Source organism: Erythrobacter sp. THAF29 (assembly GCF_009363635.1).
Classification (GTDB): domain Bacteria; phylum Pseudomonadota; class Alphaproteobacteria; order Sphingomonadales; family Sphingomonadaceae; genus Erythrobacter.
On sequence record NZ_CP045392.1, the window covers coordinates 601,871 to 625,837 of the forward strand.

Here is a 23,967-nt window from a genome sequence, read left to right on the forward strand (position 1 = left end):
CGCCGAATCGCGAATCGCCATGCAAAGTGTTGCCTCCGCCATCCGCTCGGCGCTGCTGACCGCCGAACCGCGCGCCAAGTGTTTCGCGACTCGCGATCTCGTCCGCCGTTGGCGCAGAGGCGAGCTGGATTGGCGCTTTGACGTCACAATGCCCGACAAGCCCGCCTGGCCCGAAGAGCCCGAGCTGCTGCCGCCGAACGCGATGCCCAAGCGCGGCAAGTTCGGATCGGAACGGGCGCGCATCGCGCTTTGGCACAGCCTTGCGCATATCGAGTTCGTCGCGATCGATCTCGCGCTCGACATGGCGGGACGGTTCGGCGAAGCGATGGGAGAGGAATTCGTCAGCGATTTCCTATCGGTAGCAGCCGACGAGGCAATGCATTTCGCACTGCTTTCACGGAAACTCAATGCGCTCGGCAGCCGATACGGGGCGCTCCCCGCGCATGCGGGATTGTGGGAGGCCGCGCATGGGACCCGGCACGATGTCGCAGCGCGGCTGGCGGTCGTGCCCATGGTGCTCGAAGCGCGCGGTCTTGACGTCACCCCCGCGACACTAAGACGGGTGCGCGGAGCAGGCGACGAGCATGGCGCGAAGATCCTCGAAAGAATCCTTGACGACGAAATTAACCATGTTGCTTTCGGGACCAAGCACTTCTTGAGAATCGCCAAAACCCTAGGAAAACCGCCAGAATCGCTTTGGCAGCGACTCGTTCGGGAACACTTCAGGGGGGCGCTTAAGCCGCCATTCAACGATTCAGCGCGTCTTGCAGCCGGTTTGTCGCGGGATTTCTACGCGGAAGTTGCGCATTAAGATTTACGCCCGATAACTGACGCTCACTTCGCGAGGGCGCTCCAATGCCCCTGAACAGTTGAACGTGCGGAATTAGGGATTGTTCCGCATTCGCCGAAAAAATTTTCGGCTCAACGCCATTGAAAACGTGGGACAAACCCACGGCAAAGGACGGGTCACAATGAACGCTTTTGTCAAGCGTCACACTTTGAAAGCGACCGCCGCATTCTGCGCCGCTGCGTCGCTCATGGCCGCAGCGCCTGCTGCTGCAAACGCCAACGCCAATGCAAATGCTGCCGCCGATGTCACCGCTCCGGTGAAGGAAGCCAAGGCCGAGAGCCTGACTTCGGGCGATCCGCGCTTTCGCCAACTCTTCGCGAGCTGGACCGCGCTCGACCAGGCCGGCCCCGGCGCTCCTGTCGAGCAACAGCCGATCGTCGCAGTGCCTTCGCGCAGCCCGCTTGCCGGATCGCGCCTCACCAGCGGTTACGGCATGCGCAACCACCCGGTGCTCCGCAAGCGTGCGCGCCACAAGGGCGTCGACCTTGCTGCACCGACCGGCACGCCTGTATACGCGACGGCTGACGGCATCGTCGGCCGCGCCGACTGGTTCTCGAGCTATGGTCTCTACATCGCCATCGATCATGGAGCGGATCTCGAGACCCGCTATGCCCACATGTCGAAGCTCGCCGTTGCTGCTGGCGACACGGTCAAGAAAGGCGACGTGATCGGCTATGTCGGATCGACCGGTCGTTCGACCGGCCCGCACCTTCACTATGAAGTTCGCGTTGACGGGGTTGCAGTCAATCCGATTCCCTATATGGTGGAAACCGAGGCACAGGTCGCGCTTGGTGACGAGAGCAAGCTGACCGGCACCGGCGGCAAGTAAGCCATCCGGACAGATTACCCGCCTGGAAGCGGGTCGGACATTGGAGAGGGTGTCCGAACATGGGCGGCGGGTCTTCCCGCCGCCTTTTTTTGCGTCATGATTCTGTCACATAATCCGTCACTTCGCGCCGAATTCGATTTCGCTTGAGTGCCGGCCCGTGCCCGTTAGGTTTCTTTCTCAAGAGAGACAGGCGCGCCAGCCATCTGGCGTGTGAGGGAGAAACAAATGAGCATGCATCCGATCGCGCACGCCGCGAATCGCCCGGACCATCCTGCCGTGATCATGGCGGGCAGCGGCGAGCAAATGACCTTTGGCGAAATGGATGCGGAGGCAAACCGCTTTGCGCAGATGCTTCGCGCACGCGGCCTTGGCGCGGGCGATGCATTCGCAGTGTTGCTCGAAAACCGGATCGAGTTTTTCACCCTGGTCTGGGGGTCGCAGCGTGCAGGCACGATGCTGGTGCCGATCTCGACCCGGCTCACCGCACCCGAGATCGCCTATATCCTGCGTGACAGCGGTGCTCGGTTCCTCATCACCTCGAGCACGTTCGAGAGCGTGTTGCCCGGAGTGCGCGAGGAATGCCCCGATATTCCCATTCTTGTCATGGATGCGGAAGGGGAGGACAGCTTTGCCAGCGCCCTCGCAGCCCAGCCAGCCGAACCGATTGAAGATCAGAGCGCGGGCATGGTGATGCTCTATTCCTCCGGCACGACCGGGCGGCCCAAAGGTATCCAGCCCGCTCCTCCCGAAGATCCAGATCCCCAGGCGGCGATCCCGCTCATGGGTCTCGCCATAATGGCTGCGGGAATGCCGGCCGATGGATCGATGGTCTACCTGTCGCCCGCACCGCTTTATCATGCGGCCCCGATCGGGTGGGCATCGACCGTCCATCGGCTTGGCGGGACCGTCGTGGTCATGGAGAAGTTCGACCCCGAAGCCGCCTTGAAGGCGATCCAGGATTACAAGGTCACTGACAGCCAGTGGGTTCCGACCCACTTCGTGCGCTTCCTGAAACTCGATCCCGAAATCCGCACGAAATACGACCTGTCGAGCCACCAGCGTGCGCTTCACGCCGCAGCGCCATGCCCCGTCCCGATCAAGCGGGAAATGATCGAATGGTGGGGGCCGATCGTGAACGAATATTACGCCGGCAGCGAAGGAATCGGCATGACGCTTATCAAGTCCGAGGAATGGCTGACCCATCCCGGCAGCGTCGGCAAGGCGATTTACGGGACCCTCCATGTCTGTGGCCCGGACGGCGAAGAAGTGCCCGCAGGGACCGATGGCCTCATCTATTTCGAGAACGCACTTCTCCCAACCTATCACAACGATCCGGACAAGACGCGCGAGGCTAAGCATCCGAAAGGCTGGATGACGCTGGGCGATATCGGCCATGTCGATGGGGAGGGTTTTCTCTATCTCACCGATCGCAAGAGCCACATGATCATCTCGGGCGGCGTGAACATCTACCCGCAGGAGATCGAGAACCTGCTGGTGACGCACGACAAGGTGATGGACGCAGCGGTCATTGGCGCGCCAGATCCCGATCTCGGCGAAAAAGTCGTGGCGGTGGTTCAGCCGGTCAACATGGGCGATGCAGGCGATGATTTCGAAGCCGAACTTCGCGATTTCCTCGCGCCCAGTCTTTCGAAGATCAAGATGCCCAAATTGTTCGATTTCCGGCCCGACCTCCCGCGCGAGGCCAATGGCAAGCTCTACAAGCGCGAGCTGCGCGACGAATACGAAGCTAGGGCGCGGGAGAGCGCATGATGGGAGACGAGGCGATCCTTCCGACCGAGATCGCCAAGCAGGTGATCGATCCGCACGCTTATGGCGAATGGCACGGGTTGCTCGACACCTTCGACCGGCTGCGAGAGGAAGCGCCCGTCGCCAAGGTCGTACCCGAGGTCGAGGGTCTGTTCGAGCCCTTCTGGCTCGTCACACGCTATGACGACGTGATGCGGATTTCGAAGGATAACGCGACGTTCCTCAACAATCCCAAGCCGGTCGTTTTCAGCTTCGCCGATGCAATCGAATTCAGCCGCGCGGCGACCGGATCGAACATGTTGGTGGATTCGCTCGTCGTGTTTGACGCGCCGATCCATCCGAAATACCGCAAGCTGACGCAGGACTGGTTCATGCCGCGCAACCTCGCGCGGATCGAAGGCGAGATCCGGGAACTCGCGCACCGTACGGTCGACCGCATGATCGCTGCCGGGCCCGAATTCGATTTCGTGAAGGAAGTCGCAGGCCCCTATCCCTTGCGCGTGGTGATGCAGATCCTCGGCGTGCCACCCGAGGACGAGCCGCGTATGCAGATGCTCACCCAGCAGCTCTTCGGCGGACAGGACAAGGATCTGTCGGGCTCGGGCATGGACCAGATGACGCCGGAACAGGTGGTGCAGATCGTCGCCGGGGCGGTAAAAACCTTCGAGGATTACTTCGCGCAGCTCGCCGAGGATCGCCGTGCCAAACCAACCGAAGATGTCGCGAGCGTCATCGCCAACGCCACCGTCGATGGACAGCCGTTGCCGCCGCGCGACATGGCGGGGTACTACATCATCGTCGCGACCGCCGGGCACGATACGACCAGCGCGTCGACCGCAGGCGCGATGCAGGCGCTTGCCCACGATCCCGAGCAATGGGCGCGAGTGCGCACCGACCGCTCGCTGCTACCCGGCATCGTCGAAGAGGCGATCCGCTGGACAAGCCCTGTGCAGCATTTCATGCGCACCGCGGCCGAAGACGTCGAGGTCGGAGGACAGCAAATCAGGGCGGGCGACTGGATGATGATCAACTACGTCGCGGCCAATCACGATCCGGCGCAATTCGACAATCCTCGAAGGTTCGATGCGGCGCGCTCGCCCAACCGGCACCTGGCGTTCGGCGCGGGGGCGCACCAATGCCTGGGCCTGCACCTGGCCCGCCTCGAAATGCGGATCCTGTTCGAGACCTTGCTAGACCGGATCGAGAATGTCGAACCGGCGGGCGAAGCCCAACGGGCTACGAGCACGTTTGTCGGGGGATTGAAGAGCGTGCCGATCAAGATTTCGCCAGCCTAAGCCTACCATATGGGGTCTTGGCGCAATAAAACAAGGTAACGGCGAAAAGAAAAACGTATTCAATGCATTATTGAGACAGAATGTCCGATTTTCCTGTTATTTTCGGGCAACATGTGTTAATTGAGCATTCATGGGACGGATAGGGATCAAATTGAATAACGGGGGAATTCGGCGGTCTTTCATGAGGGCATTTCAATGATGATCCTCGAACCGTACAACCTGCCATTCGCAGTCGCGATTGCGCTGCTGGGCTTTGTCGCTATCGCCCAGATCATCGGCGCGGGCGACATGTTTGGCGGCGATGCCGACCTGGATCTCGATCTCGACATGGACGCCGATATCGATGCAGACATCGATATCGAAGGTGCCGAGACGATCTCGGGCGGCGGTTTCCTCTCGGGTCTCCTTAGCCTGATCGGGCTGGGCAAGGTTCCGTTTCTCGTCTGGCTGACCTTGTTCCTCGTCCTTTTCGCCGCGATTGGCGTATCGGGACAGGCGCTTGCCATCAGCCTGACCGGAAGTCCGCTGCACACCGGTCTTGCAGGCGTGCTTGCCGCGATTGCGGCGCTGCCTCTGACAGGCCTCGTATCGCGTCCGGTCGGAGCGATGCTGCCCAAGGACGAAACCAGCGCGGTCGGCCTCAACAGCCTGATCCGCCGCGACGCCCAGATCCAGATAGGGACCGCACAGGCCGGATCGCCTGCGCGTTCCAAGGTGATCGACATGCACGGCCATCCGCATTTCGTGATGGTCGAGCCGCACGACCCGAACGCTGTTCTCACGGAGGGGGAGACTGTCCTCCTGGTGCGCCGCGAAGGCGAGACGTTCTTCGCGGTGCAATACGAAAACCCACTGCTCGGTCTCGATTAATCGGGATCCTTTCGAGGCCGGGCCTCAATCCAGCGCGCGCGAAAAGCCCCAATGACGCGCCGCACACGCAACAGGAGGAATCATGGAATTTTTCGACATTTTAATGTGGGCGGCGGTGATATTCGTCGCCTTCCTGGTCATCGTGATCTCGATGACGATGCTCTATCGCCGCGCATCGAAGGAATTCGCCTTCGTGCGGACGGGTGTGGGCGGTGAGAAGGTCGTGATGAATGGCGGCGCGCTGGTGCTGCCGGTCTTCCACGAAACGATGCCGGTCAACATGAACACGCTGGTGCTCTCGGTCGTCCGCAAGGACGCAGAGGCACTGATCACGCTCGACCGCTTGCGGATCGACGTGAAAGCGGAATTCTATGTCCGTGTGCGACCCGATGCCGGATCGATCGCCATGGCGGCGCAAACGCTTGGCCAACGCACCATGCAGCCCGAAATGCTCAAGGACCTGGTCGAGGGCAAGTTCGTCGACGCGCTGCGCTCGGTCGCAGCGGGCATGAGCATGAACGAGCTGCACGAACAGCGCGCGGACTTCGTGCAAAAGGTGCAGCAAGTCTCCTCGAACGACCTTGCGATGAACGGTCTCGAGCTTGAATCGGTCTCGCTCACCGGTCTCGACCAGACGAGCATCGAACACTTCAATGCCAACAACGCGTTCGACGCCGAGGGTTTGACCAAGCTCACCGAGCAGATCGAGGCGCGCAAGAAGCTGCGCAACGACATCGAGCAGGACACGCGCGTCCAGATGGAGACCAAGAACCTCGAAGCCGACCAGCGATCGTTCGAGATCGGGCGCGACACTGAATATGCCCGTCTCCAGCAGGAGCGCGAGGTCGAAGTGCGGCGCGCTGCACAGACCTCGGAAATCGCCCGCGAACAGGCCGAGCGTAACCGCGAGGCCGAAGCGGCACGGATCGAGGCGAAGAAGCAGGTCGATGCGCAGCAGATCGAGGCCGACCGCCTCGTCGAAGAGGCGCGGATCGACCAGAAACGCGCGCTCGAAATCGCCCGGCAAGAACAGCAGATCGCTGTTCAGAACAAATCGCGCGAGGAAAGCCAGGCCAAGGCCGAAGCGGACGCAGCCCGTGCCAAGGCGGTTACTGCCGAAGAGCAGGTTGTCACTTCGCGCGAAACCGAGGTTGCCGAGCGTCTCAAGCGCATCGAGTTGATCGAGGCGGCAAAACAGGCAGAACGTGACGCTATCGGCATCAAGGTCGAGGCCGAGGCCGAGAAGGACGCCGCAACAAACCGCGCCGAGGCCGCGAGGCTGGAGGCGAAAGGTGAGGCCGATGCGGAGGTGCTGCGCGCCGAAGCAGACCGCGTGCGCTTCGAAGTCGAAGCGGCCGGCCAGCAGGCGATCAACGAGGCAGCCAACATCCTCTCGAACGACCAGATCAGCCTCCAGACGAAGCTGGCACTGCTCAAGGTGCTGCCGGAAGTCATTCGCGAAAGCGCGAAGCCGATGGAGGCGATCGATTCGATCAAGATCGTCCAGGTCGATGGCCTTACCAATGGCGGCGGTGGCAGCGGTGCGAATGGCGCCGGTGGAGGTGCAGGCGGTGGCTCGGGCAACCTTGCGACCGATGCCGTGTCCGCAGCGCTCGCCTACCGTGCGCAGGCGCCGGTGCTCGACGGGCTGATGAAAGAGCTCGGTCTCGACGGCTCCTCGCTCGGCACGTTGGTGCAGGCAGCAGCGCAAGACCCCAATGGCGACGCCGCCAAGGCCCTGTCGGAGCTGAGCTTCGACGATGCCGCGATCGAGCCGGAGGGCCTCGGGGTCCAGGGCGAAGAGCCCCGGGACGAAGCCGCCGAGTAACCGCTCTTAATTGCCACACAGAGACCCCGGGGTGTTTCGCCGCCCCGGGGTTTTTCTATGCCTGCTTCAGCAGCCGCTCGGCAATCGAGCGGACTTCCGCGCCCATATCTTCGCGTTCGAGAGCGAGTGCGAGAGTCGCTTCGACGAAGCCTGTCTTGCTGCCGCAATCATAGCGGTTGCCGTCGAAGGTCACCGCATGGAAGGGCTGGCTGCCGATCATTTTCGCCATCGCATCGGTCAGCTGGATCTCACCGCCTGCGCCCTTGCCCTGATTTTCGAGCACGCGCATGACTTCCGGCTGGAGGATATAGCGGCCGGAGACGATCTTGTTTGAAGGCGCATCGGCGACCGGGGGTTTCTCGACGAGGCCCCTGACCTCGGTGAGCGCACCCTCGCTCGCACCCGGTTCGATCACGCCGTAGCTCGAAACCTCCTCCATCGGCACTTCGAGCACGCTGATCAGGTTGCCGCCGACAGCTTCATACGCATCGACCATCTGCTTCATGCAGCCGGAGCCGCCTTTGTGCCCAATCATCAACTCGTCGGGAAGGAAGATCGCGAACGGTTCATCGCCCACGATCGCACGCGCGCACCAGATCGCGTGGCCGAGACCCATCGGCACCTGCTGACGCACCGTGATGATGTCGCCCGGCGTGGCGCGGGTGGATTCGAGCACCGACATGTCCTTGCCCCGCTCCGCCATCGTGTCTTCGAGCTCGTAGGCGACATCGAAATGTTCGACGATTGCGGTCTTGCCGCGCCCGGTGACGAAGATCATCTGCTCGATCCCCGCCTCGCGCGCCTCGTCCACCGCATACTGGATCAACGGCCGGTCGACGATCGGCAGCAACTCCTTGGGGATCGCCTTGGTCGCAGGGAGGAAGCGCGTGCCGAGTCCCGCAACGGGAAAGACGGCTTTCTTGATCGGTTTATGGCTGCTCATGGGTTCTCGGTTAGGGCCTTGGTTCAGCCTGCGTCAACTGGCCTCGCAAGATTGCAGGCCCGTGACCCGAAGGCGGACATTTGCGCGCGGAGGCAAACAGGATAAAGGGCTGTCCCATGGACAAACTGATCATTCGCGGCGGCAACCGGCTTTCCGGCACGATACCGATTTCGGGCGCAAAGAATTCCGCGCTCACGCTCATTCCCTGCGCGCTGCTCACCGAAGAGCCGCTGACCCTGCGTAACCTGCCGCGGCTTGCCGATATCGATGGCTTCCAGCACCTGATGGGACAATTCGGCGTTTCGGTTGCCATCCAGGGCAAAAGGCCCGAGGATTTCGGCCGGGTCGTGACCTTCGAGGCGACCCGCATCACTTCGACCGTCGCGCCCTACGATCTCGTGCGCAAGATGCGCGCCTCGATCCTGGTGCTCGGTCCAATGCTCGCGCGGATGGGCGAGGCGACAGTATCGCTGCCCGGCGGCTGCGCGATCGGCAACCGTCCGATCGACCTTCATCTGCAAGCGCTCGAAGCGTTTGGCGCAGAAATCGAGCTGGCGCAGGGATATGTGAAGGCAACGGCCCCGGTTGGCGGCCTTCCCGGCGGCGAATTCGATTTCCCGGTCGTCTCGGTCGGTGCGACCGAAAACGCGATCATGGGTGCAGTACTCGCCAACGGGACGAGCAAGCTCTTCAACGCCGCGCGCGAACCCGAGATCGTCGATCTCTGCAACCTCCTCACCGCCATGGGCGCTGAAATCGAGGGTATCGGCACCTCGGACCTCACGATCCATGGCGTCGATCGCTTGAACGGTGCGACTTACAAGGTGATGCCCGACCGGATCGAAGCGGGCTCCTATGCCTGTGCAGCGGCGATCACCGGCGGCGAAGTACGGCTGGAAGGAGCGGTCGCGCACGATATGGCTTCCACCATCCATGCGCTCAGGAACATCGGGGTCGAGGTCGAAGAGGACAAGAAGGGCATCACCGTGCGCACCAATGGCGCGCTGAAGCCCGCCAATCTCACGACCGCGCCCTTTCCGGGCCTGGCGACAGATATGCAGGCGCAGCTGATGAGCCTGCTGACCAAGGCCGACGGCACCAGCGTGCTCAAGGAAACGATCTTCGAAAACCGTTTCATGCACGTGCCCGAACTCGCAAGAATGGGAGCGAACATCTCGACCGAAGGCCGCACCGCGATTGTCAAAGGCCCGAGCGATCTGACCGGTGCCGAAGTGATGGCGACCGACTTGCGCGCCTCGATGAGCCTCATCATCGCCGCGCTCGCCGCCCAAGGGGAAACGCAGGTGCGCCGCATCTACCACCTCGACCGCGGATATGAGCGGCTCGAGGAGAAGCTCCAGCTGGTTGGCGCGGATATCGAGCGGGTCGGCGACGACTAGGTTCGGGTCACCAGCCACACTCTTATGGCACTTGCGAGACCGGGCGGAGTATCCGCCCGGATCCGCTCGGCATCGATCCTCGCGACCAGCGCGTTGATCGGCACGCCCTCTTCTTCCGCTGCGTCGCGCAGCATGTCCCAGAACACCGGCTCGAGACTGATCGAGGTCTTGTGACCGGCGATCTCGACCGAGCGTTTGACAGGAGGGTGGTAAAGGGGAGGCATGACGGTGCGTGATAGCAAGCGCTGCGTCCGCATTCTATTGGCCCTACAAGAAATTTGGGGTGGCTGGCAGCGCAGTGCGGGCTAGGGTTTTTGGCATGAACGACGCTCTCGACGCGCTGACCGACAAGGAAAAGGAAACGCTTCGGCTGATCGTGCGCGGACACGATGCCAAGTCAGCCGCACGCGACCTCGACCTGTCGGTCCACACGATCAACGAGCGACTTCGTACCGCGCGGCGCAAACTGGATGTCACCAGCAGCCGAGAGGCGGCGCGGCTTCTGTTCGAAAGCGAAGGCGGAGCATACGAAAATCTTGGGCCCAAGGATTTGGGGGATGCAGCCTCATCGCTTCGCGGTCACTCTGCCTCCATCCCGCAACCGGCCCAAAAGTGGGCCTTCTGGATTGGAGGAATTTCCATCATGTTCGTGACTGCCCTCGCCGTCGCCCTCACCCTCTCCGGCGCGCCCTCATACGATAGACCCATCGGTGATCCGGCAACCGCCATCGAAGCCGCACAGCTTGAGGAGTTCGAAATCTCGGCGCGTGAATGGCTTGCCTTGGTCGATGCGAGCGACTGGGAAGGAAGTTATGCGGCGGCGGGCAAGACCTTTCGCGAACCCAACACGGTCGAGACCTGGGAACGCGCATCGTCGCTCGCGCGGGTGCCGCTGGGCGCAGTGAAAGAGCGACGCACCGATACGGCTGAATACGTCAACGCGCCTCCGGGAGGCTATGTGATCGTGAAGTTTAATACCGCCTTCGAGAAAGGCGAGTTTGTCGAATCGGTCACCCTTGAGAACGAGGGCGGGACGTGGAGAGTGGTCGGCTACTTCATCAGCTAGCCGGCCATCCCGTCAATACATGTGCTGGCCGCCATTGATGCTCATGGTCGAGCCGGTGACGAAGCCTGCTTCCTCGGAGCACAGGAAGCTCACGCCGCGCGCGATCTCGCTTGCCTGGCCGAGCCTGCCGACCGGGATCTTGGCGACGATCTTTTCGAGCACGCCCTGCGGCACGGCTGCGACCATATCGGTGTCGATATAGCCGGGCGCGATCGCATTCACCGTCACGCCGAAGCGCGCGCCTTCCTGCGCGAGTGCCTTGGTAAATCCGTGGATGCCCGACTTTGCCGCCGCGTAATTGACTTGGCCATATTGCCCAGCCTGTCCGTTGATCGAACCGATATTGACGATCCGGCCCCATTCGCGCTCGCGCATTCCGGGAAAGCAGGCTTTCGCCATGTTGAAGCACCCGCCAAGATTGATCCGCATGACCTCGTGCCAGTCCTCGTAGCTCATTTTGTGCAGGGTCCCGTCGCGAGTGATCCCGGCATTGTTCACGACGACTTCGATAGGGCCGACATCGTCGTGGATTTGCTGGCATCCCGCCAGCGTCGCTTCATGGTCGCCGACATCGAATTTGTAGCAGGAGATGCCCAGCTCCTCGCTGCACGCCTTGGCGGCATCGTCATTGCCTGCATAGTTGGCGACTACGTTGAACCCGTCTTCCTTCAGACGCTCGCAGATTGCGCGGCCGATGCCACGGGTCCCTCCGGTAACGACAGCGACGCGGTTCATCGGATGCGTGGTCATGGCTTGGCCCTCCTTGTAGGCTAGGGAAACTAGCCTTGACGTAACGGAAGGCAAAGAAAAACCCCGCCGAAGCGGGGTCCCTGCATACGAATTTCCGGGTCGCTGATCAGAACTTGATCTGCGTACCAACGTAAACGGCCTGACTGTCCTGCACCGAGTCGGTGAGAGGCGCGAGGCGATCGCGTTCCTGCGAGTAACGCACGCCCGCGGTCACATCGAGATTCTTCGAAACGCGGAAGCTGCCTCCGACATCGACCGAGCTTTCCGAAGCGTCGAGCGTGTTGGGCGAACGGCCTGCAATTGTGCGATCCTCAAGCGCGATCCGCGGTTGAAGGCGGCTCGGCTTGTCTTCGGCGCGCGGCTGGGCTGGCGCAAACTCGGCTAGGTCCGGCACGCTCAGGTTGCGAACGTTGCTCGGCAGCTCGACCGGCTTCGAGAAACTTTGATAGCCACGCGCGGTGCCGAGGTTGAACTTGCTCGGCTGGAGCGCATCAATCGATCTGCCGGAAGCAGGAGTTGCCTCGATTGCAGAGCGGATAGAGACGGCGCGGGCAGTCTCGTCATCGACACGCACCGCTACCGTTACTGCTTTGCCCTTGAGGACGGGATTGGATGCGGCAGGCGTGAAGCGCAGGCCCCGTTTGCGTGCCTTGTCCGCCACACGCGCGGCAAGCTCGGGATCGACCGAGGCCGGAGTGAAGATGTTGAAAGTTTCGGCGTTTTCCGTCGAGCCGGCCTGGCCGAACCCGACAACTGCGAGACTGGCGCTTGGCAGAGCGAGGAGCAACGCGCCGGCCAGCCCAAGCATCGGCAGCTGGCGCTGCTTCCTTGCCCGGTTGTACGGTCCGCGTGACATGGCTCTAACTCAATCCCCGTTCGCGCGGCCACTGGGCCGCAATTCTGGCTATCAATCCTAAAGCATCAACCGCCTTAATCTGCGATGACTGCCATAAGACTCTCATTACAAGCGGTTATGGATAGAATTATGGCACGCTCCTAGGCAATACCCCTATGGTTAAGAGAGGGAGTTCTGCTTCGAAGTGTTGCGGGAGGCACACAGCAATGTGCGCATAACAAGCAAAGGTTCAGCCGCGCTTAAGGCGTTGAATGGCTTTGGTTTGTCGCCGCGGTGCCGGATTTCTGCGGGGAATCGCTCACTGCAATGCTTGCCGCGCGCCGTGCTCGGGTTATAGAGCCAAGGAATACAGACAAAGGGAAATTGTGATCGTGACACGCGCCAAAACCGCTCTTCTGCAAACGACTCGAGTCGCACTTGTGTGCGGTGCGCTCGCGACTCTCGCCGCTTGTGGCGGCCGCGACCGTCCGACGACCGAGATCCAGGCCGCGCAGATCAACACGATCGGGGTGAATGCCTTTCTCTGGCGCGCTGCGCTCGAAACAGTCAGCTTCGCACCGCTTCTCTCGGCCGATAGCGCGGGCGGCGTGATTGCGACCGATTGGTATGCAAATCCGAGCAATCCGAATGAACGGGTCAAGCTGACTGTCACGATCCTCGATCAGGATCTGCGCGCCGATGCTCTGCGTGTCTCGGCAAGCCGCCAGGTTTCTCAGGCTGGCACCTGGGTCGAAGCGCCTGTTCAGGCGGCAACCGTGCAAAAGCTCGAGGACATCATCCTAACCAAGGCGCGCGACCTCCGCCGCAAGGCTCTCGCATCCTGATCATTCTCGCATTAGCGAGGCTTGCATGACCGACACTCGATTCGATCCGTCTTTGGCTGACGGGCGCTGGCAGCTCGCGTGGGAAGAGGCGGGCACATTCCACGCCGACTCCAGCAGCGCAAAGCCCAAGAGCTACATCCTCGAAATGTTCCCCTATCCTTCGGGGCGCATCCATATGGGCCATGTGCGCAACTACACGATGGGCGACGTGCTGGCACGTTACAAGAAGATGCGCGGGTACGAAGTGCTCCACCCGATGGGTTGGGACGCATTCGGGATGCCGGCCGAAAATGCGGCGATGGAGAAAAAAGTCCATCCCGGCGCGTGGACCCGCTCGAATATCGAGGCGATGAAGGCGCAGCTGAAACGGATCGGCTTCGCGCTTGACTGGACCCGCGAATTCGCGACCTGCGATCCCGAATATTACGGCCACGAACAGGCGCTGTTCCTCGCGCTGTACGAGGCGGGGCTGGTCTATCGTCGTTCTTCCGAGGTCAACTGGGATCCCGTCGACATGACCGTGCTCGCCAACGAGCAGGTGATCAATGGTAAAGGCTGGCGTTCCGGCGCGGTGGTCGAGAAGCGCAAGCTCGACCAGTGGTTCCTCAAGATTACCGATTTCGCCGAAGATCTGCTCGAGGGGCTGGGTGAGCTTGAGGATTGGCCGGAAAAGGTCCGGCTGATGCAGGAAAACTGGATCGGTAAATCGTCGGGTCTGGAATTCTCCTTCAATCTGTCGAACGGCGAACAACTGCCTGTCTACACCACGCGACCGGATACCATTTTCGGTGCGAGTTTCGTGGCGGTTGCAGCCGACCATCCGGTTGCGCAGGCGCTTGGCGCGCGCGATCCGCTGGCGGCGAAATTCATCGAGGAGTGCAAGCGAGGCGGCACGACCGCCGCCGAACTCGAAACCGCCGAAAAGCTCGGCTTCCGCACTGATGTAACCGCCAAGCATCCCTTCACCGGCGAGCCGATGCCGCTGTTCGTCGCAAATTTCGTGCTGATGGATTACGGCACCGGCGCGGTCATGGGCGTGCCCGGCCACGACCAGCGCGATTTCGAATTCGCGACCAAGTACGAACTGCCGATCGGACGCGTCGTCGCGAGCGATCTTTCGAAAGCGGACGAGCCGATGGCAGGTGAAGCCGAGCCGGGCGACGGGGTCATGGTCAACAGCGACTTTCTCAACGGCCTGAGCGTCGAGCATGCAAAGGCCGAAGTCATCCGCCGCGCCGAAGATGGAGGCTGGGGCAACGGCACGACAGTCTGGCGTCTGCGCGACTGGGGCGTTTCGCGCCAGCGTTACTGGGGCACGCCGATACCCTTCATCCATTGCGACGAGTGCGGCGTGGTGCCGGTACCCAAGGACCAGCTACCGGTCACCCTGCCCGAAGACGTCGACTTCGAGACGCCGGGCAATCCGCTCGAACGCCACCCGACCTGGAAGCATGTCGATTGCCCGGGCTGCGGCGGCAAGGCGCGGCGCGAAACTGACACGCTAGATACCTTCACCAATTCCTCGTGGTATTTCCTGCGCTTCGCCTCGCAGCCCGACGATAAGCCGTTCGATGCGGACGAAGCCGCGCAGTGGATGCCGGTCGATCATTACATCGGGGGGATCGAGCACGCGATCCTGCACCTGCTCTATGCGCGATTCTGGACCCGCGCGCTCAACCGCATCGGCCTTATCGATGTGAAGGAACCCTTTGCCGCATTGTTCACGCAAGGGATGGTAACGCACGAGACATACCAGGCGGGAGATGGCAGCTGGCTGTCTCCGGACGAGGTACGCAAGGACGGCGATGACTGGGTCCGGATCGAGGACGGGGCTCCCGTTACCGTAGGACGCGTCGTCAAGATGTCGAAGTCGAAGAAAAACGTCGTCGATCCCGATCATATTATCGAAAAATACGGCGCCGATGCGGTGCGCTGGTTCATGCTGTCCGACAGCCCGCCCGAGCGCGATTTGCCGTGGTCCGAAAGCGGGATCGAGGGGTGCTGGCGTTTCATCCAGCGCCTGTGGCGCCTGTTCGGCCAGATCGATGACGCGGCGACCGGCGAAGACAAGGCACTCGCCCGCAAGGCGCATCAGGCGATCGTGGCGGTGGCCGAAGACATCGAAGCGTTGAGCTTCAACAAGGCTGTCGCGCGCATCTACGAACTCACCAGCGCAGCCGAAAAGGCGAGGCCGAGCGACGACAGAAATTTCGCTATTCGCACCATCCTGCACCTGATTTCTCCGATGATGCCGCATCTCGCCGAGGAAGCGCATGCGCAGCTGGCGAATGACGCGCTGATTGCCGATGCGCGTTGGCCGGAGCATGATCCGGCCATGCTGGTCGAGGATGAGGTGACCATCGCCATCCAGCACAAGGGCAAGCTGCGCGACACTCTGACCGCACCCAAGGGAGCGTCGAAAGAGGACCTCGAAGCGCTTGCGCTTGCCAGCGAGAACGTCCAGCGTTCGCTGAATGGAGCGGAGATCAGGAAGGTAATCGTGGTGCCCGATCGTCTTGTGAACATCGTTACGTAATGCGAAGCCTGATCGCCTCGCTCGCGCTCTTCGCGCTGTCGGCCTGCGGGCTCCAGCCAATGTATGCGGGCGGAAGCAATGCTGCGGTGGGCCAAGGTCTCGCGGCGATCGATGTGCCCGCTATCCCCGGACGCGGCGGCTGGCTGGTGCGCAATGCCCTCAATGGACGTTTCGGCGCGGCAGGGGAGGCAAGCCCTGCCTACCGGCTCGATGTGCGGCTGGACGACTCGCTCGAAGCGCTCGGCGTTCTCAACGATGACACGATCAGTCGCGAGCGCCGTATTCTGCGTGCGCGCTATCAACTCGTCGACATTGCAAGTGGCGAGATTCTGCTCGATGCTACCGCCGGATCCGATGCCGGGATCGACGTGGTTTCGAGTGAGTACGCAACCATCGCCGCCGAGCAGTCCGCGCTTGAAAACCTTGCCGAAGAGGTCGCCGACCGGATTACCACGCGCATCGCCCTAACCCTGCGCGAACGCGCTACCGGAGACGGCGCGCGGTGAGGCCCGGATGAAGGCCACCCAGAAAGACTTCGCCCGCGGCCTTCCACGCAGTGCAGCGCAGGCAAACATATTCTTCTTTTGCGGTCCCGACGAGGCCGGCGCTTCTGCCGCGGCTGCCAAGGTCATCGAGGCCCTGCCAGAGGCGGGCGAACGCGTCGATATTGCCGGAGCTGACCTCAAGCGCGATCCTGCGATGCTGGGCGACGAGGCCCGGACAGAAAGCCTGTTCGGCGACAAGCGCCATATCCTTGCGCGTGTCACGGGAGACGAGGCGCATGATGCGTTGAAAGCCCTGATCGAGACGAGCGAGGCGGGCGCGGGCGACGCCGCGCCTGTTCTGGTAGTGGCGACTTCGGCCACCAATAAGTCACGCACCGCAAAACTGCTGGAGAAGCGCCCGGACGCGCTGGTGGCGATGTTCTATCCGCCCGACCTGATGAGCGTCGCGGCCTCTGTGCGCACCATGGCGGATGCGGCGGGCCTGAGGCTCGGCGGTGACCTGGCCGAAAGAATTGCGCGCGCATCGGGCCTCGATGTGCGGCTTGCACAGTCCGAAGTGACGAAGCTGGCGCTCTATTGCGATGCCGATCCGCAATCGCCCAAGCAGGCGAATGCCGATGACTATGCGGCGATTGGGGCGGCGACTGAGGAAGACGGGTTCCAACCGGTCGTCAACGCGGTGATGGGAGGCGAGTTGAACCGGCTTTCCTCGGAAATCCACCGGATGCGCGAGCTCGGCCTCAATCCGGTTGGACTGCTCCTGGCGCTCGAAAGGCGAGCGACGCAACTGGCCCAGATTACCGCGAAACTCGGCCCGCGCGGCAATTTCGAGAGCCTTAGCAAAGGCGAAAAGGCACAGTTGGGCATCTTCTGGAAGGACGAACGCGACATCCGAAATCAGCTCGGCCGCTGGCACTGGCGCAAGCTCGACCGGCTGATCCCGAGGCTCGTCGCGCTTCATCGAAACCTGCTGTCAAACAGCCAAACAGCAGAGCTGCTACTGGCCCAGGACCTTGCCGAGATCGCCCGTTTCGCCACGAAACGTTGATATCCAGAGATGAATGCCGGGGTAAACGCGCTTTTCGCAATCGCAAAATGACTGCTTTTCAGTGTATGGGAACTAGGGCATTAACCAAGTTTGGCGTTGTTGGGGACCGCCTTGCATGAACCAGTTTCCGGGGCCTTTGCTCGAAACGGGTCAGTCTCAAAAAGCTGACATCGTTGTCGCGCCCTCGCTCGAGCGGCGACGGCTGCGGGCCTATATCATCATGTTGCTGGTTGATGCAGCGCTCATCAACGCCTGCTTCGTTCTGGCGGCATTCGTTTACGAAAGCATCTGGCTGGACCCTCGCGCACTCATCGCTGCGCAAACCATCCTGCCTCTCTACCTGACGATCGCGCTCTACAATGCGACCTACAGTGCGAAGGCACTGGAGAACTGGTGGCTCGCGGCGCGAAAGGCATTGATCGCGCTGGCCATTTCAGCCGCGCTCGTGAACTTTGTCGCCTTTTACGCCAAGAGCAACGCGGATTTCTCGCGCGTGTCGGTAACGCTTGGCCTTGTGCTTACCGCAATCGCCCTCGTTTCGTTCAGGCGGCTCATTCCGATCCTTGTCGACCGGTTCTGGGAAGGACGCACGAGCAACAGGCTCGTCATCCACGACGGTGGATCGGAGTTCACCTTGCCCAATTCGACCAAGATTTACGCGGCAGATTACGATCTCGATCCGACCAATCACGAACCCTACATGCTCGATCGGCTGGGCAAGCTCCTGCGCAATCAGGACAAGGTCGTCGTCAGTTGCCCGAAAGAGCGCCGTCAGGAATGGGCCTTCCTGCTCAAATCGACTGGAATCAAGGGCGAAATTGTCAGCGAGCCTGCGCACGATCTTGGCGCAATGGGCGTGCATCGCTACGAAGATCAGGACCGCACGACCCTGGTTGTCGCGACAGGGCCGCTGAGCCTGCGCGGCCGGATATTCAAGCGTGCCTTCGATGTCGGATCTTCCATGGCAGGGCTCATTGCTCTGTCGCCACTGCTCGTTGTCGTGGCGATCCTGATCAAGCTGGAGGATGGCGGTCCGGTGCTGTTTGTCCAGCGGCGGCTGGGACGCGGCAACCAGTTTTTCGACATGCTGAAGTTCCGCTCGATGAGGGCCGAGAGAAACGATCACAATGGCGACCGGTCGACTGCGCGCGGAGATGACCGGATCACCCGGATCGGCGCATTCATTCGCCGAACCAGTATCGATGAGCTGCCGCAGCTCATCAATGTCCTGCGCGGCGACATGTCCATCGTCGGGCCTCGCCCACATGCGCTGGGAAGCAGGGCGAACAACAAGTTTTTCTGGGAAGTCGATGGCCAGTACTGGCAGCGTCATTGCCTGAAACCGGGGCTGACCGGACTTGCGCAGGTGCGCGGTCACCGTGGTGCGACGGAGCAGGAAAAAGACCTAACCGACCGGCTGCGATCAGATCTCGAATACATTCAGGGATGGTCGGTGCGCCGCGATATCGCGATCATCTTCACGACGCTGAGCGTTCTGCGTCACGACAACGCTTACTAGGCGCTTTCAGCGCTCTTCCGGCTACTGGTCGTCGTCGTTGTCTTGCGGGACAGAGAATGTGCCAGTCACTCGTCCGCTATTCGATCCGCCGGGATTTGCTCCTCCCGATGCGCGTCCGTCCACGCTTGAAATCCCGCTCCTGAGGTCGATCGTCAACCGGCCGCCGTTCAGCGTGTCGGTGCCGCGACGCAGGCGGACATTGCCAGCCATGGTGATGACGCGGCGATTGAAATCGTAGATCGCGACATCGCCGCTCGCTCGTTCGTTACCGCGCGTCACCGTGACCCCGCCGGTTGCAGTGATGCGCTGGATGTCGAGCGATCCAGTGTCGGTGAAGTTCACCAGCATGCGCTGGGACCGCACGGTGAGGCCTGCCTGGGTGACGGTCACTCCGCCGGAAAGCGCGACACGGTTCTGGCGATCCTGCAATTCGATGCTGCCCGCATCGTATGTCACCGGTGCGCGGGTATTGTGCGAGGCAATGCCCTGCGCCTGAAGCCCGATCCCTCCGGCGACCGCCAGTGTGAAAGCGAAACTGCCTGCGCCCCATGCGAATGCGGTGCGCCGGAGACTTGCAGCGGGGTTTCGTTTTGCAGTCATGGCATCCTCAATTTGCCGGGGATCATTCGCAACCGGGCATTCCCTTCGAGCGTGACAGTGCGTTCGTCAAGATCGGCGCGCATCCGGTCAGCCCTGAAAGTGCCTGCCGGAACCGCCCCCTCGACACTGTCGTCCCCGCGAATAATGCGCTCATCCAGATCGACCGAGACTCCGCGTGCGACGAGCTTGTAACCATCGGCGGCTTCCAGCCGGACCTCGCCGTTGATCGCCACGACCTCTTCATCGATATCGTAGACGCCGCCCGGTGCAGTCAGGCGGGCCGGACCTTCGGGCAGCAGCAACTGTGCGACCAGATCGTCCATCCTCACCAGCCCCTCGGCGCTCGAGCGCTGTACGGCTTCTCCCGCGATGATTGAGAAAGGGCGGCCATCATCGTCGCGTCCACGATACATGGCGTTATCTACGGAGAGCCGCTCGTCGATGATCGCGACCTCGTTGCGGTCGAGCAGGAAGCTCACCTCGCCGCGCGGCGAAAGGGGCGTTATTATCATTATCGCCGCGAGCACTCCGACGCCGATTGGCAAAGCCCGGGCGAGAAAGCCGACCAGCTTGTCATGCGAGCCGCCGGGCGCAGCAAAATGCTGGCGCCGACTTCGCAGCGCTTTGGCTTCGCTGGTCTCGATGCGGCGCTTGATGATCATGACGGCGGTTTACTCGTCCCTTCGCAGATTACGAGTGGTTGAAGATGTCGTTTTCGGCCCAACCAGCGATGTCGAGTTCTGCGCGGGTGGGCAGGAAGTCGAAGCATGCCTGGGCAATGTGCATGCGCCCCTCGCGTTCCAGGCGCAGGGTGAGCTCATCATGCAGGCGGTGAAGGAATCGCACATCGGAGGCGGCGTATTCGCGCTGCGCTTCGTTCAGTTCCGGCCCGCCCCAGTCGGAACTTTGCTGCTGTTTGGAGATGCTTTCGCCGAGCAATTCGTCGGTCAGGTTCTTGAGACCGTGGCGATCCGTATACGTGCGCACCAGCTTGCTTGCGATCTTAGTACAGAACACCGGTGTCGCCATTACGCCGAGATAATAGGAAATGGCTGCGAGATCGAAGCGGGCATAATGGAACAGCTTCACGCGATTTTCATCGCCAAGGATGCGGGTGAGGTTCGGTGCTTCGTAATCGCTTCCCGGCGAAAAGCGCACGAGATGTTCATCGCCCGATCCGTCGCTGATCTGCACCACACACAGCCGGTCGCGGTGGGTGACGAGACCCATGGTTTCTGTATCGACGGCGAGCGCGCCCCCCGAGATCGAAGCATCTTCGAGCACGCCATCGGGCAGGTCTTCTTCATGGAAATGTATGGCCATATCTGCGCAGCCCTACGCCCATTGGGGATAGAGGGAAAGAGGCGAGTGGTAGCCGGCCCCGTGTGCGGTGTAGCCTCGGGAGCACGATGGAAGGCGACGGCATCCCTGCAAGCTGGCGAGCGGCGCTCGAACCGGCGCTTGCGACATCCGAAGCGAGATGGCTCGGAGGCTGGCTGCGCGCGGAAGAGGACGCGGGGAAGGTGATCTACCCCCCTCGCGGGCAAAGGCTCGCGGCGATGGCGCTCACTCCACTCGATGAGGTGCGCGTCGTGATTCTCGGGCAGGATCCCTATCACGGGCCGGGGCAGGCGCACGGTCTTGCCTTTTCGGTGCAGGACGGGGTCAAGATCCCGCCTTCGCTGGTGAACATCTACAAGGAGCTCGAAAGCGATCTGGGCATTGAGCGGCCTGCACATGGCAACCTTTCACGCTGGGCAGAGCAGGGCGTGCTGCTGCTCAACAACACCCTGACGGTGGAGGCGAACAAGGCAGGCAGCCATGCCGGGCGCGGGTGGGATGCGATCACCGATGCGGCGGTGCAGGCGGTGGCCGAGCGCGGCGAGCCGACCGTTTTCATCCTCTGGGGAAGCCATGCGAGGAAAAAGGCGGGGCGGGTGAAGGCGCTCGGTTCGGGCGACCATCACCTGATCCTCTCCAGCCCGCACCCCAGCCCGCTTTCTGCCCATTCCGGCTTTTTCGGCTCGCGACCGTTCAGCCAGGCAAACGATTTTCTGGAGGCCAATAGGCGCGGCAGGATAGACTGGACGCCATGACGCAAGACGAAGCCCGTGCCGCGCTCCTGAAGCGCCAGGCCGAACTGGACGAGGAAGACCGTATCAGCGCGGAAGGGCGGGCGCCGGTCACGCTGCAACAGGACAGCGTCGGCAGGCTATCCCGGATGGACGCGATGCAGCAGCAGGCGATGGCACAGGCGCAGGAGCGTAGGCGTGCGGCAGAGCGCAAGCGGATCGAGGCGGCGCTGCAGAGGCTGGACGAAGGCGAATGGGGCTATTGCGTGCGCTGCGGCGATGAGATCGCAGAGAAAAGGCTCGAGCACGATCCCAGCGTCGCAAGCTGCGTGAATTGTGCCGCCGCGGCCTGATCCGCCTATCTAATCCTTCAGCCAGTAAAGCATGCCTTGCGAATCGGGATCATACTTGATCGCCAACTCGCGGAATGCCGCCATGATTGAGTTGATTTCGGTCGTGCCTGCGCAGGAGTGCTGGCGGGCGCTCGCTTTCCTGCCACCCGATGCAGCGGCCAATTCGTAGACCGCCCCGTCCATGCAGATGCGGTCATCCCTGCCATAGAATTTGATCTTGCCCAGCCTGTCGAAGGTTTCGCCATCCAGGAGACCGGCAATCGCTTTTGCATCCTCTGGCGATATTTCGAATTCCGCCCTGCGGGTTAGGACAGCGCCACCGGGGGACCACGAATAGCCCGCAATCGCTACCATCCATGTGCCGTCGAGCTTGAAGACCATGACCTGCTGCGAGGCAGGCTTGGCGCTCAGGCTGGCGCGAACTGTGGCTGAGAATGCAGGTCCGCCTTCAAGAAAGCCCTCGCAAACCGAGAGGAGATGATAGTCATCGGATTTGTCGGTTTCACCGCATTGCGTTGTCGCCGGTCCCAATGCCGCCAATGAAAGCATTGCTGCATATATGCCGATCATTGTGCTCTCCCGCTGGGGACGATGGATTGGCTTAAAACGTCGTCGTCAGCCGCAACCCGGCCAGCACGCCTGTGTCGCGCACCGCGATTGCGCTGTCGATCACCTGTGCGTTGGCGGTGAGTTCGAACCTGTCGGCGATGCCGACAGTGTAGAACACTTCGACGCCTTCCTCGTCCTCCAGCGCGACGCGGTTTGCGAGCGCAGTCACGAGACTGTCGGTCAGCGAATAGCGGAAATAGCCCGCGCCGAAGCGGTCTTGCGGGCGGCCTCGCGGATTGCCCGAAATGCCGAAGAAGCCGCTCTTGTCGAGAAAGGTGGGGTCGCCCATCGAGGCATAGACCTGCCCGAAAAAGCCCCAGCCCTTACCCGGGTGCTCGGGATAGACCTCGAGGAACTGGTAAGCGGCAAGCACCGCCGCGAACTCGCCCTGATCCATTCCGAATCCACTTCCCGGAGCGGGAATCAGCACGGCTGGCAGGTTGCTCGAGGATATTTCGTCGCGGGTCGAACCCGAAAGCTTCAGAGCGTAATAGCCCGGTGCGCCGCCGATCTTCACCGGGACCGTGACCGAACCGAGGAAGCCGACACCGCTTTCGAAGGCCGTTTCGAACCCGGTGCGCTCGTATTGCGAATCCGGGTCGAACACCCAGAGCCGGAACAGTGCATCGTCGGTTGGCACTGTAAGCAAAGCGCCCGTAATGGTGTTCGGGATGATGGCACTTGGGGGAAGGGCAAAAGAGAGGTTCTGGAAGCCTCGATGCCCATCGCTTCCCACCACCGGGAGCTGCCCACCAAGATCGAGCACATTCACCTTGCCAACCGTAAGGCTCGTGCCCGAATTCCATCTCTTGGTGACATTCACCGACAGATCGAAATCACCCGCGTTCTCGCCACGGAAAAGCGCGGTGTTGTTTGGGATCAGGCCAATGACGCCATTGGAATCCTCCCCCCAGGTGAATTCCGGACGGAAAGTGAGCGTCCAGCCGTCGCCCAGCCCTGCGTCGATATATGCATCGGCCCGACCGGAATAGCGCAAGGTGTCGTTGGCACCCCCGGATACGGGCACGTCGAGGAATTGCGAGACGACGAGGCGCGCCTTTACCGGGCCGGCTGCTGCTTCGTCCGGAACATCGGGTTCCGGCAGAACCGGTTGTTCCTCCCCCGATTGCGGTCGGCGCTCGTCGGCGATGATGATACGGTCCGCCTGTGCCGAATTGGCGCGAGAGGAGAACTCGCTATCGAATGCGCTCGCCAGGGTGTCGCTGGTTTCGACCGCATTGGCTGGAATGGCGAAGAAGCATGCCAGAGCAGTCGCAGTACTCGAACAGGCGCAGCGCAGCGCACGCTTCCGCAGTTTTGATCCCCTCGCGACCGTCATTTCCCCGCCCTAACAACGCGTCCCACAATTTGGGATCGCGGCCTTCGCAACAAATATAGCACCCTGAACTGCCTGGCAAAAGTGCATGCTTTCAGGGCAAATACTTA

Annotated in this window: 24 protein-coding genes; 15 read left to right on the plus strand and 9 right to left on the minus strand. The window is 61.8% G+C overall.

The genetic code is table 11. The annotated features are described in order from the left end of the window. Positions 1 to 19 precede the first annotated feature (19 nt). The 6 genes from FIU90_RS03040 to FIU90_RS03065 all read left to right on the plus strand — a co-directional run bounded on the left by FIU90_RS03040 (position 20) and on the right by FIU90_RS03065 (position 7,439). Complete coding sequence (locus FIU90_RS03040) at positions 20 to 811, plus strand: ferritin-like domain-containing protein (RefSeq protein ID WP_152433440.1); 792 nt, start codon at positions 20 to 22, stop codon at positions 809 to 811. A 160-nt stretch (positions 812 to 971) separates the two neighbouring features. After that, positions 972 to 1,679, plus strand: a complete 708-nt coding sequence (locus FIU90_RS03045) for a M23 family metallopeptidase (RefSeq protein ID WP_152433441.1) — start codon at positions 972 to 974, stop codon at positions 1,677 to 1,679. 231 nt (positions 1,680 to 1,910) lie between these two features. After that, on the plus strand, positions 1,911 to 3,449 hold the full coding sequence (locus FIU90_RS03050; RefSeq protein WP_172970311.1) for an acyl-CoA synthetase: 1,539 nt from the start codon (positions 1,911 to 1,913) through the stop codon (positions 3,447 to 3,449). Then, on the plus strand, positions 3,446 to 4,741 hold the full coding sequence (locus FIU90_RS03055) for a cytochrome P450 (protein ID WP_370515127.1): 1,296 nt from the start codon (positions 3,446 to 3,448) through the stop codon (positions 4,739 to 4,741). Before FIU90_RS03050 ends, FIU90_RS03055 begins: the two co-directional genes overlap by 4 nt. Before the next feature lie 195 nt (positions 4,742 to 4,936). Further along, positions 4,937 to 5,611, plus strand: a complete 675-nt coding sequence (locus FIU90_RS03060) for an OB-fold-containig protein (RefSeq protein WP_152433443.1) — start codon at positions 4,937 to 4,939, stop codon at positions 5,609 to 5,611. 103 nt (positions 5,612 to 5,714) lie between these two features. Further along, a complete protein-coding gene (locus FIU90_RS03065; RefSeq protein WP_370515220.1) occupies positions 5,715 to 7,439 on the plus strand; it encodes a flotillin family protein in 1,725 nt (574 codons plus the stop codon). A gap of 55 nt (positions 7,440 to 7,494) precedes the next feature. On the opposite strand, the gene galU is transcribed toward FIU90_RS03065, so the two are convergent. Then, positions 7,495 to 8,382 (minus strand): UTP--glucose-1-phosphate uridylyltransferase GalU, encoded by an 888-nt coding sequence (gene galU / locus FIU90_RS03070; protein WP_152433444.1) that lies wholly within the window; start codon positions 8,380 to 8,382, stop codon positions 7,495 to 7,497. 116 nt (positions 8,383 to 8,498) lie between these two features. Here galU and murA point away from each other — a divergent pair, with 116 nt between their 5' ends. Next, the gene (murA, locus tag FIU90_RS03075; RefSeq protein ID WP_152433445.1) at positions 8,499 to 9,782 is read left to right on the plus strand and encodes a UDP-N-acetylglucosamine 1-carboxyvinyltransferase; all 1,284 of its coding nucleotides are present in this window, start codon (positions 8,499 to 8,501) and stop codon (positions 9,780 to 9,782) included. Here the strand turns inward: murA and FIU90_RS03080 are convergent. Beyond that, complete coding sequence (locus tag FIU90_RS03080; protein ID WP_152435669.1) at positions 9,779 to 10,006, minus strand: ribbon-helix-helix domain-containing protein; 228 nt, start codon at positions 10,004 to 10,006, stop codon at positions 9,779 to 9,781. The genes murA and FIU90_RS03080 overlap by 4 nt on opposite strands. Positions 10,007 to 10,101: 95 nt before the next feature. On the opposite strand from FIU90_RS03080, the gene FIU90_RS03085 reads away from it, so the two are divergent. Next, positions 10,102 to 10,848 carry a DUF4019 domain-containing protein gene (locus FIU90_RS03085; protein WP_152433446.1) on the plus strand — a complete coding sequence of 249 codons (747 nt, stop codon included), beginning with the start codon at positions 10,102 to 10,104 and terminating at the stop codon, positions 10,846 to 10,848. 12 nt (positions 10,849 to 10,860) lie between these two features. On the opposite strand, the gene phbB is transcribed toward FIU90_RS03085, so the two are convergent. Together phbB and FIU90_RS03095 are read right to left on the minus strand one after the other, a co-directional pair. Beyond that, positions 10,861 to 11,583, minus strand: a complete 723-nt coding sequence (gene phbB / locus FIU90_RS03090; protein ID WP_152435670.1) for an acetoacetyl-CoA reductase — start codon at positions 11,581 to 11,583, stop codon at positions 10,861 to 10,863. Positions 11,584 to 11,704: 121 nt separating this feature from the next. Further along, positions 11,705 to 12,454, minus strand: a complete 750-nt coding sequence (locus FIU90_RS03095; protein WP_152433447.1) for a hypothetical protein — start codon at positions 12,452 to 12,454, stop codon at positions 11,705 to 11,707. A 371-nt stretch (positions 12,455 to 12,825) separates the two neighbouring features. Here FIU90_RS03095 and FIU90_RS03100 point away from each other — a divergent pair, with 371 nt between their 5' ends. From FIU90_RS03100 to FIU90_RS03120, 5 genes are all read left to right on the plus strand, one after another. Continuing rightward, complete coding sequence (locus FIU90_RS03100) at positions 12,826 to 13,278, plus strand: DUF3576 domain-containing protein (RefSeq protein WP_234029607.1); 453 nt, start codon at positions 12,826 to 12,828, stop codon at positions 13,276 to 13,278. A gap of 25 nt (positions 13,279 to 13,303) precedes the next feature. Further along, positions 13,304 to 15,814, plus strand: a complete 2,511-nt coding sequence (leuS, locus tag FIU90_RS03105) for a leucine--tRNA ligase (RefSeq protein WP_152433449.1) — start codon at positions 13,304 to 13,306, stop codon at positions 15,812 to 15,814. Further along, positions 15,814 to 16,320, plus strand: coding sequence for an LPS assembly lipoprotein LptE (gene lptE, locus FIU90_RS03110; protein ID WP_152433450.1), 507 nt, complete (start codon positions 15,814 to 15,816; stop codon positions 16,318 to 16,320). Before leuS ends, lptE begins: the two co-directional genes overlap by 1 nt. Before the next feature lie 7 nt (positions 16,321 to 16,327). Further along, on the plus strand, positions 16,328 to 17,368 hold the full coding sequence (holA, locus tag FIU90_RS03115) for a DNA polymerase III subunit delta (RefSeq protein ID WP_152433451.1): 1,041 nt from the start codon (positions 16,328 to 16,330) through the stop codon (positions 17,366 to 17,368). 115 nt (positions 17,369 to 17,483) lie between these two features. Beyond that, complete coding sequence (locus tag FIU90_RS03120) at positions 17,484 to 18,887, plus strand: sugar transferase (protein WP_152433452.1); 1,404 nt, start codon at positions 17,484 to 17,486, stop codon at positions 18,885 to 18,887. Positions 18,888 to 18,908: 21 nt separating this feature from the next. On the opposite strand, the gene FIU90_RS03125 is transcribed toward FIU90_RS03120, so the two are convergent. From FIU90_RS03125 to FIU90_RS03135, 3 genes are read right to left on the minus strand one after another with little or no spacing between them, the layout of a single operon-like run. Then, positions 18,909 to 19,487 (minus strand): LptA/OstA family protein, encoded by a 579-nt coding sequence (locus FIU90_RS03125; protein WP_152433453.1) that lies wholly within the window; start codon positions 19,485 to 19,487, stop codon positions 18,909 to 18,911. Continuing rightward, positions 19,484 to 20,149, minus strand: a complete 666-nt coding sequence (lptC, locus tag FIU90_RS03130) for an LPS export ABC transporter periplasmic protein LptC (RefSeq protein WP_152433454.1) — start codon at positions 20,147 to 20,149, stop codon at positions 19,484 to 19,486. Before lptC ends, FIU90_RS03125 begins: the two co-directional genes overlap by 4 nt. 28 nt (positions 20,150 to 20,177) lie before the next feature. Further along, on the minus strand, positions 20,178 to 20,810 hold the full coding sequence (locus FIU90_RS03135) for a ribonuclease D (protein ID WP_152433455.1): 633 nt from the start codon (positions 20,808 to 20,810) through the stop codon (positions 20,178 to 20,180). Between the two features lie 86 nt (positions 20,811 to 20,896). Here FIU90_RS03135 and ung point away from each other — a divergent pair, with 86 nt between their 5' ends. Next, the gene (gene ung / locus FIU90_RS03140) at positions 20,897 to 21,583 is read left to right on the plus strand and encodes a uracil-DNA glycosylase (RefSeq protein ID WP_152433456.1); all 687 of its coding nucleotides are present in this window, start codon (positions 20,897 to 20,899) and stop codon (positions 21,581 to 21,583) included. Continuing rightward, a complete protein-coding gene (locus FIU90_RS03145; protein ID WP_152433457.1) occupies positions 21,580 to 21,912 on the plus strand; it encodes a TraR/DksA C4-type zinc finger protein in 333 nt (110 codons plus the stop codon). Before ung ends, FIU90_RS03145 begins: the two co-directional genes overlap by 4 nt. 9 nt (positions 21,913 to 21,921) lie before the next feature. Here FIU90_RS03145 and FIU90_RS03150 read toward each other — a convergent pair whose 3' ends face one another. Together FIU90_RS03150 and FIU90_RS03155 are read right to left on the minus strand one after the other, a co-directional pair. Next, on the minus strand, positions 21,922 to 22,482 hold the full coding sequence (locus tag FIU90_RS03150) for a hypothetical protein (RefSeq protein WP_152433458.1): 561 nt from the start codon (positions 22,480 to 22,482) through the stop codon (positions 21,922 to 21,924). A 31-nt stretch (positions 22,483 to 22,513) separates the two neighbouring features. Next, entirely contained in the window at positions 22,514 to 23,860 is a 1,347-nt protein-coding gene (locus FIU90_RS03155) for a carbohydrate porin (RefSeq protein ID WP_152433459.1), read from the minus strand. Positions 23,861 to 23,967: the final 107 nt, after the last annotated feature.